Raw genomic sequence first — 14,991 nt, 5'->3', positions numbered from 1 at the left:
GCGCACAGAAAGCGTCAGGCCAGAAGGTTGTGCTTCCTCAGCCATGCCTCATACCATCCAGGCCATTCTTGCGTGGGGGTTCCGGGCTTGCCCATGCCGAAGCCGTGGCCGCCAGAAATGATTGGGTGAAATTCGACATCGACATCCGCCTTCTCGCACGCCTGCTGCATGATACGGCTATTGGCGGAATTGGAAATCCGGTCGTCATCCGCCTGCGTGAGGAAGACCGGAGGGCAATCTTTGCTCACATGGCTTTCCACTGACCACTCTCGTGTTGCCTCATCTGTCGGGTGCCTGCCGATAAGTGACCTCCGGGTCGATGTATGTTCATAGGGCGCTGCAAGCGTGATGACCGGATAGATCAGGGCCGCAACATCCGGCCGGGCTGATTGCATGTCGATGTCATCGACTGCTTCGTAAGACGCAAGAGCCGAGCGGGCGGCGGCCAACCCCATCAAGTGCCCACCCGCAGAAAAACCAAGTGCGCCGATCCTGTACGGATCGATCTGCCGGTCCGAAGCGCGTGCACGCACCAGACGAAATGCGCGCTGCGCATCCTGAATCGGTGCCAGCGGTCCAGCAGCCCATCCTTCAATCGGCAGACGGTAGGTGAGGACAAAAGCATAAATGCCTCTGGCTGCGAGCCAGCGTGCGGCGGGATAGGACTCCTTGCCTTCCTCGATGCGTTTATATCCACCGCCACCTGCAATGATCATTGCGGAACCATTTGGCTTTGCGGGAGCGAACACCTCCAGGCTCGGTACGGCAATGTTGGTGACAGCGCCTTTTTTGCTTATATTCGGGACGCCGTTCGGACCACCGCCTCCCGGAGGCGGGCCGGGCCAAAGCGAAATCCATTGCCGATCGCCTTGCGCAAACAGACTTGGGACTTTCATGGCCGTGGCGAGGAAGGCACCACCAAGAAGCAGGCTGCGGCGGCAGATCATGATGTCATCCTCAATCGTGCATCTGGTTTCGGCATTCTCTGCGGAAGAACAGCTTACGGGGACGATTTAAAAACACCAAGAGTGGTCAGTACCGGGACATCCCAATGCTTTGACCCTACACCACGGTCTCATCGCTCATCCGTCAATCGAACAAACAAAAAACGGGCCCGAAGGCCCGTTCTCTATTCCAGCGATAATCCCGACCGGCTTACTTCGGGCCGATCATGTTTTCCGGGCGCACATACTGATCGAATTCCTCATTCGTGAGGTATCCGCCGCCGACGGCCTCGTCGCGCAGTGTCGTGCCGTTCTTGTGCGCGGTCTTGGCGATCTTGGCGCAGATGTCGTAGCCGAGCTTGCTGTTGAGAGCCGTGACGAGCATCAGCGAGTTCTCGACGCCCTTCCTGATGTTGTCTTCGCGGGCTTCGATGCCGACGACGCAGTTGTCGGTGAAGGAGACGGCGGCATCGCCCAGAAGCTGGACCGACTGCAGGAAGTTGTAGGCCATCATCGGATTATAGACGTTCAGTTCGAAGTGCCCCTGCGAGCCTGCGAAGGAGAGCGCTGCATTGTTGCCGAAGATGTGGGCGCAAACCTGCGTCAGCGCTTCCGACTGCGTCGGGTTGACCTTGCCCGGCATGATCGATGAGCCGGGTTCATTTTCCGGCAGCGACAATTCGCCAAGACCGGCGCGCGGGCCGGAGCCGAGGAAGCGGATGTCGTTGGCGATCTTGAACAGGGCTGCTGCTGCGGCATTGATCGCGCCGTGCGAGAACACCATGGAATCGTGCGAGGCAAGCGCTTCGAACTTGTTCGGCGCCGTCACGAACGGCAGGCCGGTGATCTTGGAAATCTCTTCGGCAACCTTTTCAGCGAAACCGACGGGGGCGTTAAGGCCCGTGCCGACCGCCGTGCCGCCCTGGGCAAGCTTGGAAAGTGCGGGCAGGGTGAGTTCGATATTGGCAATCGCCGAGGCGACCTGCGCGGCATAACCGGAAAACTCCTGGCCGAGCGTCAGCGGCGTGGCATCCTGCGTGTGGGTGCGGCCGATCTTGATGATCTTTTCGAACTGCTTGACCTTGGCTTCCAGCGCCGTGTGCAGGTGCTTGAGGGCCGGCAGCAGGTGGTGAACGATCTCTTCCACGCAGGCGATGTGCATTGCCGTCGGATAGGTGTCGTTCGAGGACTGGCTCATATTGACGTGGTCGTTGGGGTGAACCGGCTTCTTGGTGCCCATTTCGCCGCCGAGCATCTCGATTGCGCGGTTGGAAATCACCTCATTGGCATTCATGTTGGATTGCGTGCCGGAGCCGGTCTGCCAGACGACCAGCGGGAAATGCTCGGTCAGCTTGCCGTCGATGACTTCCTGTGCGGCTGCGATGATGGTGTCGCCTATCTTGGGGTCGAGGCCTGCAAGCGCCATGTTTGCACGGGCGGCGGCCTGCTTGACGATGCCGAGCGCGCGAACGACAGAGGCGGGCTGCTTTTCCCAGCCGATCTTGAAGTTGCCGAGCGAGCGCTGCGCCTGCGCGCCCCAATAGCGATCGGCCTGAACTTCAATGGGTCCAAATGTATCGGTTTCCGTCCGTGTGGCTGTCATCAATCTTGCCTTTTTACTCGTTTTCCTCCGCCAAAACGGCACTTCGCCCGCCTTGCGCGCGCCGATATATAGAATCATCGCGCTGGCAATGAAAGCGTTGCGAGGCATGCCTGGCAGATATTTCCCTTGGGACAGGGCGATTTTGGCGCTCATCCTGCCCGGTTAAGAAAAAGACCTTGGCGTGTCATTTTTACTACGTCGATAAAAGCCCGGAAAACTGGGGTTTCGCCGGCTTGGAACGGCTTGGTCAACCACGGCAAAGTGAATGAAATAAATAGAAATTTAACCATTCTCGCCAATTCTGGAAATTACGTTTTTATGGTTTTGGCCGTAATATGAGGTTCATTTCGGGTGCGTTCTGGACTTCGGCGTTTTCTTTTCAACGGGCCGTCTATCGGCTAGACAAGCATGAAACTGGATGCTCCGTCTTCGTTGGCGGCGCTGGGTGCTACGAGGATCAAATTGCAAGTCACATCTGGAAAAACATCGGCAGCGCTGGTGCTGGCTCTCGGTCTTTCCGTTTCCACCGCTCTTCCCGGCAGCGCCGGCGCGGTAACGCTGATGGACCTTTTGCGTGGCGGGCCTGGCAAGGTTGCGCGCGATCGCGGTGAAATGCCGCCAGCCGGTATCGTCACCTCGCCGCCGACGGTCGGACCGAGCGCCGATGCATCCGATCCCGAGCCTCTGCCGCGTGTTTCCGGTCCACGTTATTACGATTACAAGGCCGATACCGCACGCGCTGTGAACACCGCCAATTTCGGCGAGGGTCTTGCCAATGTGAAGTTCAGCGCCACCCCCGAAATTGGCAAGGCTCTGGAAGCCTATTACGGTGCCGGCGGCAAGGCGCTCTGGGTTTCGGAAGGCGAGCTGACTGCCCGCGCGAACGCCGTCATGGCGTTTTTGGAGACTGTTGGCGAAAGCGGCCTCGATCCGGCCGATTACAGCATTTCAGTACCCGCAAAGGACGTGACCGCCAGCATCAGCGCAGGCGCGAACGCATCCGGCACGCCGGTGGAAGTGGCTTCCGCATCGACCTCCGACGCCTATCAGCGCGCGCAGATGCAGTTCGAGCTTGCGCTTTCCGCCAAGGTTCTGGCCTATGTGCAGGATACGACGCGTGGCCGTGTCGATCCGAACCGGCTGTCCGGTTACCACGATTTCAAGCGCAAGACGGTAAACCTAGCGCCCGTGCTGAAGCTTGCAGGCCTCAGCCCCGATATCGCAGCCTATCTGCGCAGCCGTGAACCTTCGAACGCCGAATATCTGGCGCTGAAGGCCGAACTGGCCCGGTTGCGCAGCGAGGGTGATGCGGCCAACACGGTCAAGGTTCCCGCCGATCTGGTGCTGAAACCCGGCAACAGCAGCGGCGACATGGCGAGCGTCGTCAAGGCAATCGAACATCGCGCTTCGCCTGCCTTCAAGGCGGAACATGCGGCGATCATTTCCGGCTACCAGCAGACGCCGGATTATACGCCTGATCTCGTTGATCTGGTGAAGGCATTCCAGAGCGAAAACGGCCTGAAGGCCGACGGCGTCATCGGCCGCGCGACCGTGCGTGCCATGGTCGGCGAAAGCAACGACGCCCGGATTGCCAAGGTGCAGGTGGCGATGGAGCAGATCCGCTGGCTGCCGGCCGATCTCGGCCAGCGCTATGTCTTGATCAACCAGCCCGCCTTCATGGCCTATTACCACAATGACGGACAGGAACAGTTCGGCATGAAGGTGGTGGTCGGCTCCAAGGCCAACCAGACCTACTTCTTCCAGGACGAAATCCAGACCGTCGAATTCAACCCCTATTGGGGCGTTCCGCAGTCGATCATCGTCAACGAGATGCTGCCGAAGCTGCGCCGCGATCCGTCCTATCTCGACCGTCTGGGTTATGAGGTGCAGGTGGGTGGCCGTGCGGTTTCTTCTACCAGCGTCAACTGGTTCGGCTCGACCAACGCCATTTCGGTGCGTCAGCCGCCAAGCAGCGACAATGCACTGGGCGACCTGAAAATCCTGTTCCCGAATGCGCATGCCATTTACATGCACGATACGCCTGCCAAGAGCTTCTTCAACCGCGACATGCGGGCGCTGAGCCACGGCTGTATCCGTCTGGTCGACCCGCGCCGCATGGCGGCGGCGGTTCTTGGCACCAGCGTCGACAAGGTCAACGAGCAGATTGCAGCGGGCAAGAACCGCGCCGTGCAGGTGCCGGTGAAGATACCGGTCTACGTGGCCTATTTTACTGCCTGGCCGGACAAGGCCGGCAAGGTGCAGTTCTTCGACGACGTCTACGACCGTGACAGCTACGTCCAGAAGGCGTTTGCGGTAACGACGAAGGCGCGGGCCGCGTCGATTTGATAGAAATCTCATTGAGAAAAAGAAAGCGCCGGAAACGGCGCTTTTTTTGTTTCTGCGACTGCCAGTTACTATCGTAGCGACGATGCCGTAAAAAGCGTGAATGCCAGTTCGCCATCGCCGTCGAGCATGTTTGCGCTCAACAGCGCATCTTCCAGCGATGATTTGCGGATGAGGAGTTGGTAAAAGAATAGATGAACGAAAAGCGGCGTTGCCGCACCATCGGGATAGCCGTGTGAGGCTATGTAGGCGTGTGCTCGACCTTCGATGAATACTTTGGCGAAACCCTGCGAACCCGTGCAGCAGGCGGTGCTGAACACCACTGTGTCCCGCAGGTCGATGTTACCAGAGAGAATGTCGGCGTCCATGCTGCCGTCTTTCAGTTCTGTTCGGGTTATCTCCGGGGCGCACTCGCCGACGACTAGGCCGTTTTCATCGCCATGACCGCTGATGATGAGGTAGGGCGGCGGGTTATCTGGTTGTTTCAGGCAGACCAGAATGTCTTCCGGCGTGCCGGGGAGATAAAGCCTTACCGATGCGCCTAGGCTTTCCAGCATTGCCCTCAAAAGCAGGGCCTCGCCAGAATCGCCGACAGCGACAATGCCGACGGCGGTGCGAGGGAAAAGGAAATTGCGATCGACCATGACGAGCCTGTGAGTGTTCCGATTTATGCAGCGGCGTTGCGTTCTGTCAGCAGCCTTCCCACCAGATCTGGCGTTAGCGTTGCAAAATCATCTATCACGACATCCGGTTCGAGTTCGGCCATCGGCACATCCGAATAACCGAAGGTGACGCCGATCGACGGGACGGCCGCATTTTTGGCGGCGAGAATGTCGTTGATGCTGTCACCCACCATGACCGAGCGCTGCGGGTCGCCGCCAGCCTTTTCGATGGTGCCGAGAATATGGCGCGCATCAGGCTTGCGGAAGGGGAAGGTGTCGCCACAGGTGATGGCGGCGAAATATCGGGTGAGATCCAGTTTTTCGAGCAGCGGGAGCGCAAGGATTTCGGTCTTGTTGGTGCAGACCGCGAGCGTGATGCCAGCTGACGAAAGCGCATCCAGTACGCTGACGATGCCGGGGTAGGGGCGGCTGTCGCCGGGCATTTCCGCGCGATAATGGTCAATGAAACGCTCGTACAGCGGCTCCAGTTCGGCTTCCGGCAATTCTACCTGACGCAGCGCGAAGGCCCGCTTGATCATCACGCGCGCGCCCTGGCCGACGAGATGCGTCAGGTCGTCATAGGTAACGGGGGCAAGACTGGCTGCGGCGATGGTGTGGTTGAGGCTCGTAACGAGATCGGCGGCGGTGTCGACGAGCGTACCATCGAGGTCGAAGATGGCGAGCGGGGAGAGCGGGCGGGATGTCACGGGAACTGGCCTCTTGAGAGAATGCTTTTGGCGATGATATCGGTGCGTTCGTTGTGGCCAAGCCTAGGCAAACGGCTTTGTCTTTGCAACCGCGCCACAACGTTCTGTTCGTTGCCTGCAAAAATGCTTTCGTTTGGCTTTCGACCCGTGTAAACAGCACGGCGACGACAAAGCTACCGGAGTTTCAGGCACATGGATGCCCGCCAGATGAAGATCAAGGCCGCCGAGGCCGCATTGTCCCATGTGCAAGACGGGATGCGACTTGGTATCGGCACGGGCTCTACAGCTGAGGAATTCGTCAGGCTTCTGGCGGAAAAGGTTGCTGCCGGCCTGAAGGTCGAAGGCGTGCCGACATCCGAGCGTACCGCGCGCCTTTGCGTGGAGCTTGGTGTGCCGCTGAAATCCCTCGATGAGTTGCCGGAACTGGACCTTACCATCGATGGCGCGGACGAAGTGGATCACGGCCTGCGACTCGTCAAGGGTGGTGGCGGTGCGCTTCTGCGCGAAAAGATCGTAGCGGCGGCATCCGCCCGCATGATCGTCATCGCCGACCAGAGCAAGGTTGTGGAGACGCTTGGCGCCTTTCCGCTTCCCATCGAAATCAATCCGTTCGGTCAGGTGGCGACACAGATAGCCATCGAGAAACTGGCGGCGCGGTCCGGCCTGTCGGGCGACCTGACGATGCGTTCGTCGGGCGACGGCGCCTTCATGACGGATGGTGGACACCTCATTCTCGACGCATCTTTTGGCCGTATTCCTGATGCAGAAGCGCTTGCACGCGAGCTGAACACTATCCCCGGTGTTGTCGAGCACGGACTTTTCATAAATTTGGCATCGCTTGCCATCATTGCGGGTCCTGAAGGCGCCCGCGTGATGCAGGCAGTATAACAGGAGCGAGATTTTCATGATCAAACTAGCGGGACTGGGCAAAGCTGCCGCTGCTTCGATCCTCATTTCCGGCATCGTGTTCGGTACTGCCGCACGCGCTCAGGAAATTTCGGAAGCGCATATCGCTGCCGCACGGCAAGCGATCGCCTCTCTTGGCGTTACTGACCGTTTCGATGATATCCTGCCGGGTCTGGCGGAACGTCTGAAGGCCGAACTCATTCAGGCATCGCCGAATGTGCAGGACGCGATCACCGCGACTGTCGACGCCAAGGCACTTGAGCTTGCGCCGCGCCGCGCCGATCTGGAACGCGAGGCAGCACTCACCTACGCGCGCGCCTTCTCCGTCGAAGAGCTGAACGCCATCTCCACCTTCTACAGCAGCGAAGCCGGCAAGAAGCTTCTGAAGGACGGCCCTATCGCCACGCGCGAACTGATGAAGGCTGCCGACATCTGGGCCGCGGGCATCAACCGCGATCTGAACACCTCCAGCATGACCGAATTGCAGAAGGTGGCCGGCGCTGATCTGAAGCCGCTTCCGGCCGATCAGGGCAACACGGGTGGCGCTCCGGCTCACAAGCCCTGAGTGAAATAGATAGAGCGTCGGGTCCCAAAGCTCACGTTCAGAAATATTCAAAGCCCGGCCGCAAGGTCGGGCTTTTCATTTGTGCGTCGCAGCACCTATATGTGCCATGAATACGCCACAGCCCGCCTTGAGGCCGATGGCACGTGGTTTTGATCAGGGGTTTTGACTATGACAGCTTATGACTACGATCTTTTCGTTATCGGTGGCGGCTCGGGCGGGGTGCGCAGCGCTCGCGTTGCCGCCTCACTCGGCAAGCGTGTGGGAATTGCCGAGGAATACCGTTACGGCGGAACCTGCGTCATCCGTGGTTGCGTGCCGAAGAAGCTGTTCGTTTATGCCTCGCAATTTCCTGAGCATTTCGAGGATGCCGAAGGTTTCGGCTGGAGCGTTGGCGAGCGTCGTTTCGACTGGAAAAAACTGATCGAAGCGAAAGACAGGGAAATCACCCGTCTCGAAGGGCTGTACCGCAAGGGTCTGGATAACGCCAAGGCCGATATTTTCGACAGCCGTGCAGAGCTTGTCGATGCGCATACCGTGAAGCTGACGAAGACTGGTGAGACCTTCACGGCCGAGCGTATCGTGATTGCCGTTGGCGGTACGCCGAACGAACACAAGGCGCTGCCCGGCCACGAGCTGACGATCTCCTCCAACGAGGCTTTCGACCTGGAAGAACTGCCGAAATCGATCCTGATCGCTGGCGGTGGTTACATCGCCGTGGAATTCGCCAATATCTTCCACGGACTCGGTGTCGAAACGACGCTGATCTATCGCGGCAAGGAAATCCTTTCGCGCTTCGATCACGATATGCGCAAGGGCCTTCATGAAGCGATGGAAGCCAAGGGCATTCGCATCATTCTTGAAGACGTCATTCAGGAAGTGAGCAAGGACGGTGCGGGCGGCTTTGTGGCACGCACGAAGCAGGGCAACTCGCTGCATGTCGGCCTGGTGATGCTGGCGCTCGGTCGCGATCCGAATACGCATGGTCTAGGCCTTGAAAATGCCGGTGTGAAGGTGGATGCGCGCGGCGCGATCATCGTAGATGAGTATTCGCGCACGAACGTTCCTGGTATCTTCGCACTGGGTGACGTCACCGATCGGGTACAGCTGACGCCGGTGGCGATCCACGAGGCCATGTGCTTCATCGAAACCGAGTACAAGAACAACCCGACCAAGCCGGACCACGAGCTTATTGCCACTGCGGTGTTCTCGCAGCCGGAAATCGGCACGGTTGGACTTTCTGAAGAGGAAGCGGGCAAGAAATACCCGGAACTGGAAGTCTATCGCGCGCAGTTCCGTCCGATGAAGGCAACGCTGTCCGGGCGTCAGGAAAAGACGATCATGAAGCTGATCGTCAATGCCGCCAACCGTAAGGTCGTCGGCGCACATATTCTCGGCCACGAGGCAGGCGAAATGGCGCAGCTTCTCGGCATCACGCTGAAGGCCGGATGCACCAAGGACGATTTCGATCGCACCATGGCGGTTCATCCGACAGCGGCCGAGGAACTGGTGACGATGTATTCGCCAAGCTACCGCGTGGTGAACGGCGAGCGCGTGTAACGCCGTCGCTTGCGCGACGTGATCACGTCTCCGCTTTGCTCGCCACCACTTGAAAACAGTTGTTCTCCGGGTGGTGGCGGGTTTATTAAATCGTTTAAATTGACTTTTATGCACGTTAAACGCCCAAAACGGGCGGAATGGGCCCGATGGCCCTGACATCGGCTATGCAAAGCCTGTGCTTGGAGCTATAAGCCGCTCAATTTTTCGAGGCGGTCGTGCACAAATGCGCGGGCGAGAAAAGGGTAAGGACATGGCACAGAATTGGACACCCGGCAGTTGGCGGCAGAAACCGATCCAGCAGGTTCCCGAATATCCTGACGCGGCAGCGCTTGCGGCGACGGAAGCCACGCTTGCGACCTATCCGCCGCTCGTTTTTGCCGGTGAAGCCCGCCGCCTGAAAAAGCAGCTTGCCAATGTGGCAGACGGCAACGCCTTTCTGTTGCAGGGTGGCGATTGCGCCGAGAGCTTCCTCGAGCATGGCGCGGATAATATCCGCGACTTCTTCCGCGCTTTCCTGCAGATGGCTGTCGTCCTGACCTATGGTGCGCAGCTGCCGGTGGTGAAGGTCGGTCGTATTGCCGGTCAGTTCGCCAAGCCCCGCTCTTCGAACGTGGAAGTGCTCGATGGGGTGACGCTGCCGTCCTACCGCGGCGACATCATCAACGGCATCGAGTTCAATGAGACCTCGCGCGTGCCGAACCCCGAGCGTCAGCTCGACGCGTACCGCCAGTCGGCGGCGACGCTTAACCTGCTGCGCGCTTTCGCAATGGGCGGCTACGCCAACCTTGAAAACGTTCACCAGTGGATGCTCGGCTTCATCAAGGACAGCCCGCAGGCGGATCGTTACCGCAAGCTGGCTGACCGGATTTCCGAGACCATGAACTTCATGCAGGCAATCGGTATCAGCGCAGAAAACAATCCTAGCCTGCGCGAAACCGATTTCTTCACCAGCCACGAGGCTCTGCTGCTCGGTTACGAAGAGGCGCTGACCCGCGTCGATTCGACCTCCGGTGACTGGTATGCCACGTCGGGCCACATGATCTGGATCGGCGACCGCACGCGTCAGCTCGACCATGCGCATGTGGAATATTTCCGCGGCATCAAGAACCCGATCGGCCTGAAGTGCGGACCGTCGCTGACGCCTGATAATCTGATCGAGCTGATCGACGCGCTGAACCCGGCAAACGAGGCCGGCCGTCTGACGCTGATCTGCCGTTTCGGCCACGACAAGGTTGCAGACAGCCTGCCGAAGCTCATCCGTGCCGTGGAGAAAGAGGGCCGCAAGGTCGTCTGGTCCTGCGATCCGATGCATGGCAACACCATCACGCTCAACCACTACAAGACGCGTCCGTTCGAGCGCATCCTGTCGGAAGTCGAAAGCTTCTTCCAGATCCACCGCGCCGAAGGCACACATCCGGGCGGCATCCACATCGAGATGACCGGCAAGGACGTGACGGAATGCACCGGCGGCGCCCGCGCCGTGACGGCGGATTCGCTGTCGGATCGTTACCACACCCATTGCGATCCGCGTCTCAACGCCGATCAGGCACTGGAACTGGCCTTCCTTCTGTCCGAGCGCATGAAGAGCGGCCGGGACGAGAAGCGTCTGGCAATTGCTACTGCCTGACAGAGGCAGATAAAACAAAAAAGCCGCCGGATACTGCCGGCGGCTTTTTTTATGGTTGTCGGCCTGATTACTGGACGAGTGCCGGCTGCTGGCAGCGAACGTCGGTGACGCGCACATCGGCTTCGCCGATCTTGACGCCGAGTACCAGCAGCACATTGTAGAGCAGCTGATCCACGGGCGCCGTGACTGCCGCGAGCGTGTTGGCAAGCGCTGACTGGATGCCCGCCAGACCTCCCAGATCGATGTTGAGGAAGAGAAGCCTGATATCCAGATTGAGGTTCTTCAGCAGTGAACTGACAAGAGTGGTAACGGTATCCTTGGTGGAAACACTCTTGATCTTGGCCTGGGTGATATCCGACTGGGTGAAGGTCAGCTTGGTCTTCGTCATGTTCGTGGCATTGATGAGGGCGCTGCCATTGATGGCGAGCAGGGCCGAATCCACGATCGCGGTCTTGGTGACGCGCGGATCCTTGCCGAAATTGGCAAAGGCCGTGGTATCGACATTGCCAAGCGCGATTTCTGCGACGCCGGGAACGACTTCGACATCGACCGTACCCTGTCCGCCGCCCGTGCAGCGAATGTCGGCGAGCCGCGCTTCGGCATGGGCGACTTCAACATAAAGCGGAATATTGACCTTCAGACCGGCAATCGCCTGAAGCCCGTCAACCACGACACTGACCGCCAGCCGGGTTTGTGCGGTGCGCACCACCGTGCCCTGGCCGCCGACGGCAAGCGACGGCGTTTCGACGGGTGGCTCACCGATGGCGAGCGTCGTCTTGACCGAGGCGAGACCGAGAAGATTGGCGTTGAGGTTGAGCGCCAGCTGGTTGCCGCCATTGCCTGCCACGGCAGCGGCGTTGAGAAGATCGAAGACGCCTGCGGTGACCTTGAGGTTTTCGCCGCTACCGATCAGCTTGTCCGAGAACGGGCCGAGATTGAGGATTTCTTCAAGCTTGAGCTTGATGTTGCTCTTGTTGGCGGTTTTTGCCAGCGTCTTCAGAATGTTGGCCACAGCCGGCTGCAGGCCGGTGGTCTTCGTCAGCGCGTCCAGGAATTTGCCGTAGGTGATTTCCGTCTTCAGGACATCCTTGTAGGTGCCGGCTGTCAGGTTGAGATCGACAGCCAGCGCTTCGACGACATGCAGCGCGTTGACATCAGCAGCCACAAGCGCCTGGTAATCCATAACCTTGAGCGAGACCGTGGTGCCGAGTAGGCCGCCGAGCAGGCTGTTCAAAATGCCTTCATCGAGGCTCGCCAGTCGCGAGCCCACCGAAAATGCCGCGATCTTTTGGGATGAGGCCGTTCCGGCCGCGGAAATCTTGGGCGGCGTGGTGAAGGCGGAGGCAAAGAATATCTGGCCCTTTTCGACGATATTCACTTTCATCGCATTGGTGGGAAGTGCATTTTCGACGAAACGCTGGCCGACAGGCAGGGTCGCGTCCGGCTCATAGTGACCTTTGACGACTTCGGCATAACCATTGCTCTTGGCAAATTCGTTCAAGGGGTCGAAAGGTTGAAGACCGTCCACGGTCAAGAGGCCATTCGGTGTCTTGACCCCAAGATTCATGCCGTTGAGGGCGAAATATTGCTGGACCGCCTTTTCGGGATCAGCGGCATTGGCCGCCGCTGATATGGCCGCAAGATCGGCGGTCTGCTGCAATTGCCGCTTCTGCAGGGTCAGATAGCCATAGTCGACGCCAAGCGCCAATATGCCGATGAAAAGTGGTGCGGTAAGCCCGGCCGAGATGGCGATGTTGCCTGTGCGATCCTTCAGGAAACGGGGAAGCAAAGAAGAGATATTTTGCATGTCATGCTCCTCCGATCCGGATTGTGGAAAAACGCCGGATGACCGGCTCTGGCAGGGTGTAGCTGTAGAGGCTCCAGATCGGCAGATCACGGGCGTCATATTCCACCTTGACCGTAAACTGGTTGGCATTGGCGGGATCGGTGGCGACATTGACCGTGAAACGCGTCTTGTCCATGAAGGCGTAGCTGAGGTCACTTTTGGTGACGAAATCACGGGCCAGCTGCTGGCGCTCGGTCGTATTCAGTCCGGCAACTGCCGTCCTTGCCGCGTCGGCGGCGATCTGCTGCACAGAATAGGCGGCCATCAGGTAGATACCGTAGGCAATCATGGTCAGCAGGACGAGAAAGAAAATCGGCGCGACGATGGCGAACTCGACAGCGGACGAGCCGGATCGATCACGAAGGAAATGCACTCCATTACGCATAAAGCACCCCCGTTTCTTCAGGCACCAAAGTCAGATGCCTTTATTCTTATTTTCGGAAATGCTAATTTATAGGTGTTAATTTTGTATTGATGTCGCTCTTATGGGTTGCAGGCCGGGAAAGGCCTTCGCGTTGATACCCATGAATTTCAGATCAGCCGAAGCCCTTTGAAGCTGGCGTGGCCGTCTTTGCCGATGATGATGTGGTCGTGCACCGCTATCCCCAGCGGCTTTGCCGTATCGATGATGGTTTTGGTCATCTCGATATCGGCACGCGAGGGGGTAGGGTCTCCACTCGGATGATTATGTATTAAAATCAAAGCCGTAGAGGAAAGTTCGAGGGCGCGGCGCACCACTTCGCGCGGGTAAACCGGCGTGTGGTCCACGGTTCCCTGACCCTGCACCTCGTCGGCGATCAGGACGTTGCGCTTGTCGAGGAACAGGATGCGGAATTGTTCGCGGGTTTCATGGGCCATGGCGGCATGGCAATAGTCGATGACCGAAGACCAGGAGCCGAGAATCTGCTTGTTGCGGATTTCGCCCTTCAGCATGCGCTGGGAAACGGAGGCGACGAGCTTCAGATCGAGCGCCACGGCCTCACCCACGCCCTTCACCTCCTGCAACAGCGGCAGCGGCGCGCCGAGCACCCCGCCAAGGGTACCAAAGCGGGCGATCAACGCCTTGGCGATGGGTTTGGTATCACGCCTCGGTATCAGCCGGAAAAGCAGAAGCTCCAGCAGTTCGTAATCGGCAAGGGCAGTATCGCCGCCGTCGCGATAACGCGCCCGCAGCCTGTCCCTATGGCCGTGATAGTGTGCGATCTCCGCTTCCGGCTCCGCAACGGCTGCGGGGTGTTCCGAGGCCTTCTTCACCGCACTTCGCGGTTCGGCAAAGAAGCCGCGCTCATCCGTTCCGTCGAACAGATCGCCGTTTCCCGCCTGAAAGCCGGAGGTCGATGGAAGATCGGCGGAAGGCGGGGCAGGGCGTTTTGCCATGGCGGTCTGGCCTTATGCGAGTGGCGGCAGGCCCGGACGGTCAAAGCCGCCCGGCGACAGTGTGAAGATTTCGCAACCGGTCGCGGTTACGCCGACCGCATGTTCGTATTGCGCGGAAAGGGAGCGGTCGCGCGTTACTGCCGTCCAGCCATCGGAGAGCACCTTCACATGCGGCTTGCCGAGGTTGATCATCGGCTCGATGGTGAAGATCATGCCCTCGCGAATCTCCGGGCCTTCGTCCGGGCGGCCGTAGTGCAGGATATTGGGGGTGTCGTGGAACAGGCGTCCAACGCCGTGGCCGCAGAAATCACGCACCACCGAGCAACGTTCCGCCTCGGCATAGGCCTGAATAGCCGCGCCGATCGCGCCGGTGCGCGCACCCGGTTTCACTGCCGCGATGCCGAGCATCAGGCATTCATAGGTCACCTCCATCAGACGTTCAGCCGCGCGCTTGATCGTGCCAACCGGATACATGCGGCTCGAATCGCCGTGCCAGCCGTCCAGAATATAGGTCACGTCGATATTGACGATTTCGCCTTCACGCAGCGGCTTTGCGTCCGGAATGCCGTGGCAGACCACATGGTTGATAGAGGTGCAGACGGATTTCGTATAACCGCGGTAATTCAGTGTTGCCGGCAAAGCGCCATGGTCGGCGCCGAACTCGAAGACGAAACGGTCGATGGCATCAGTCGTCACACCCGGCTTGACGATTGCCGCCAGTTCGTCGAGGCAACGCGCCGTCAGCTGGCACGCCTTGCGCATCCCGTCGAAATCCTCAGGGGTATAAAGGCGGATGACGCCGGTATTCTTGAGGGGGGCGGAGGCTGCGTCGATATAGGTGACCATCATAGTGC

At 59.2% G+C, this 14,991-nt stretch carries 13 protein-coding genes; 5 read left to right on the top strand and 8 right to left on the bottom strand.

All coding sequences use genetic code 11. The features are described from left to right. Nucleotides 1-14: 14 nt before the first annotated feature. Both ASD46_RS19200 and fumC read right to left on the bottom strand, forming a co-directional pair. Nucleotides 15-947, bottom strand: a complete 933-nt coding sequence (locus ASD46_RS19200; RefSeq protein ID WP_025593548.1) for an alpha/beta hydrolase — start codon at nucleotides 945-947, stop codon at nucleotides 15-17. 208 nt (nucleotides 948-1,155) lie between these two features. Further along, the gene (gene fumC, locus ASD46_RS19195; protein ID WP_025593546.1) at nucleotides 1,156-2,547 is read right to left on the bottom strand and encodes a class II fumarate hydratase; all 1,392 of its coding nucleotides are present in this window, start codon (nucleotides 2,545-2,547) and stop codon (nucleotides 1,156-1,158) included. A 408-nt stretch (nucleotides 2,548-2,955) separates the two neighbouring features. On the opposite strand from fumC, the gene ASD46_RS19190 reads away from it, so the two are divergent. Next, the gene (locus tag ASD46_RS19190; protein ID WP_076845397.1) at nucleotides 2,956-4,893 is read left to right on the top strand and encodes a L,D-transpeptidase family protein; all 1,938 of its coding nucleotides are present in this window, start codon (nucleotides 2,956-2,958) and stop codon (nucleotides 4,891-4,893) included. A 68-nt stretch (nucleotides 4,894-4,961) separates the two neighbouring features. On the opposite strand, the gene ASD46_RS19185 is transcribed toward ASD46_RS19190, so the two are convergent. Next, the gene (locus ASD46_RS19185) at nucleotides 4,962-5,534 is read right to left on the bottom strand and encodes a hypothetical protein (RefSeq protein ID WP_025593542.1); all 573 of its coding nucleotides are present in this window, start codon (nucleotides 5,532-5,534) and stop codon (nucleotides 4,962-4,964) included. Between the two features lie 23 nt (nucleotides 5,535-5,557). Further along, nucleotides 5,558-6,259, bottom strand: coding sequence for an HAD family hydrolase (locus tag ASD46_RS19180; RefSeq protein ID WP_025593541.1), 702 nt, complete (start codon nucleotides 6,257-6,259; stop codon nucleotides 5,558-5,560). A gap of 192 nt (nucleotides 6,260-6,451) precedes the next feature. Between ASD46_RS19180 and rpiA the strand changes: the two genes are divergently transcribed. The 4 genes from rpiA (at nucleotide 6,452) to ASD46_RS19160 (ending at nucleotide 10,914) form a co-directional block, all read left to right on the top strand. Next, nucleotides 6,452-7,147, top strand: a complete 696-nt coding sequence (gene rpiA, locus ASD46_RS19175; protein WP_003515412.1) for a ribose-5-phosphate isomerase RpiA — start codon at nucleotides 6,452-6,454, stop codon at nucleotides 7,145-7,147. 16 nt (nucleotides 7,148-7,163) lie between these two features. After that, nucleotides 7,164-7,730: a DUF2059 domain-containing protein gene (locus tag ASD46_RS19170; protein WP_013636215.1), complete on the top strand. Its 567-nt coding sequence runs from the start codon at nucleotides 7,164-7,166 to the stop codon at nucleotides 7,728-7,730. A gap of 168 nt (nucleotides 7,731-7,898) precedes the next feature. Further along, entirely contained in the window at nucleotides 7,899-9,287 is a 1,389-nt protein-coding gene (gene gor, locus ASD46_RS19165) for a glutathione-disulfide reductase (RefSeq protein WP_025593539.1), read from the top strand. Between the two features lie 250 nt (nucleotides 9,288-9,537). Next, on the top strand, nucleotides 9,538-10,914 hold the full coding sequence (locus ASD46_RS19160; RefSeq protein WP_003515403.1) for a class II 3-deoxy-7-phosphoheptulonate synthase: 1,377 nt from the start codon (nucleotides 9,538-9,540) through the stop codon (nucleotides 10,912-10,914). 67 nt (nucleotides 10,915-10,981) lie between these two features. Here the strand turns inward: ASD46_RS19160 and ASD46_RS19155 are convergent, their stop codons facing one another. The 4 genes from ASD46_RS19155 to map all read right to left on the bottom strand — a co-directional run bounded on the left by ASD46_RS19155 (nucleotide 10,982) and on the right by map (nucleotide 14,983). Beyond that, complete coding sequence (locus ASD46_RS19155) at nucleotides 10,982-12,721, bottom strand: TadG family pilus assembly protein (protein WP_003515402.1); 1,740 nt, start codon at nucleotides 12,719-12,721, stop codon at nucleotides 10,982-10,984. A gap of 1 nt (nucleotide 12,722) precedes the next feature. Further along, on the bottom strand, nucleotides 12,723-13,145 hold the full coding sequence (locus tag ASD46_RS19150; RefSeq protein ID WP_003515401.1) for a TadE/TadG family type IV pilus assembly protein: 423 nt from the start codon (nucleotides 13,143-13,145) through the stop codon (nucleotides 12,723-12,725). A gap of 146 nt (nucleotides 13,146-13,291) precedes the next feature. Then, entirely contained in the window at nucleotides 13,292-14,137 is an 846-nt protein-coding gene (gene radC, locus ASD46_RS19145; RefSeq protein ID WP_025593535.1) for a RadC family protein, read from the bottom strand. Nucleotides 14,138-14,149: 12 nt separating this feature from the next. Then, nucleotides 14,150-14,983, bottom strand: a complete 834-nt coding sequence (gene map / locus ASD46_RS19140; RefSeq protein WP_025593534.1) for a type I methionyl aminopeptidase — start codon at nucleotides 14,981-14,983, stop codon at nucleotides 14,150-14,152. Nucleotides 14,984-14,991 lie beyond the last annotated feature (8 nt).

This window comes from Rhizobium sp. Root491, from assembly GCF_001427205.1.
GTDB lineage: Bacteria > Pseudomonadota > Alphaproteobacteria > Rhizobiales > Rhizobiaceae > Agrobacterium > Agrobacterium tumefaciens.
Note: the sequence above shows the minus strand (reverse complement) of the source record. Positions and strands in the feature narration are given on the sequence as shown.

Bases quoted from the DNA above. Each gene is read 5' to 3' on its own strand.
- fumC (WP_025593546.1), bottom strand. From the start codon at position 2,547: ATGACAGCCACACGGACGGAAACCGATACATTTGGACCCATTGAAGTT.
- gor (WP_025593539.1), top strand. From the start codon at position 7,899: ATGACAGCTTATGACTACGATCTTTTCGTTATCGGTGGCGGCTCGGGC.
- ASD46_RS19190 (WP_076845397.1), top strand. From the start codon at position 2,956: ATGAAACTGGATGCTCCGTCTTCGTTGGCGGCGCTGGGTGCTACGAGG.
- ASD46_RS19150 (WP_003515401.1), bottom strand. From the start codon at position 13,145: ATGCGTAATGGAGTGCATTTCCTTCGTGATCGATCCGGCTCGTCCGCT.
- ASD46_RS19155 (WP_003515402.1), bottom strand. From the start codon at position 12,721: ATGCAAAATATCTCTTCTTTGCTTCCCCGTTTCCTGAAGGATCGCACA.
- ASD46_RS19160 (WP_003515403.1), top strand. From the start codon at position 9,538: ATGGCACAGAATTGGACACCCGGCAGTTGGCGGCAGAAACCGATCCAG.
- map (WP_025593534.1), bottom strand. From the start codon at position 14,983: ATGGTCACCTATATCGACGCAGCCTCCGCCCCCCTCAAGAATACCGGC.
- ASD46_RS19185 (WP_025593542.1), bottom strand. From the start codon at position 5,534: ATGGTCGATCGCAATTTCCTTTTCCCTCGCACCGCCGTCGGCATTGTC.
- radC (WP_025593535.1), bottom strand. From the start codon at position 14,137: ATGGCAAAACGCCCTGCCCCGCCTTCCGCCGATCTTCCATCGACCTCC.
- rpiA (WP_003515412.1), top strand. From the start codon at position 6,452: ATGGATGCCCGCCAGATGAAGATCAAGGCCGCCGAGGCCGCATTGTCC.
- ASD46_RS19200 (WP_025593548.1), bottom strand. From the start codon at position 947: ATGATCTGCCGCCGCAGCCTGCTTCTTGGTGGTGCCTTCCTCGCCACG.
- ASD46_RS19170 (WP_013636215.1), top strand. From the start codon at position 7,164: ATGATCAAACTAGCGGGACTGGGCAAAGCTGCCGCTGCTTCGATCCTC.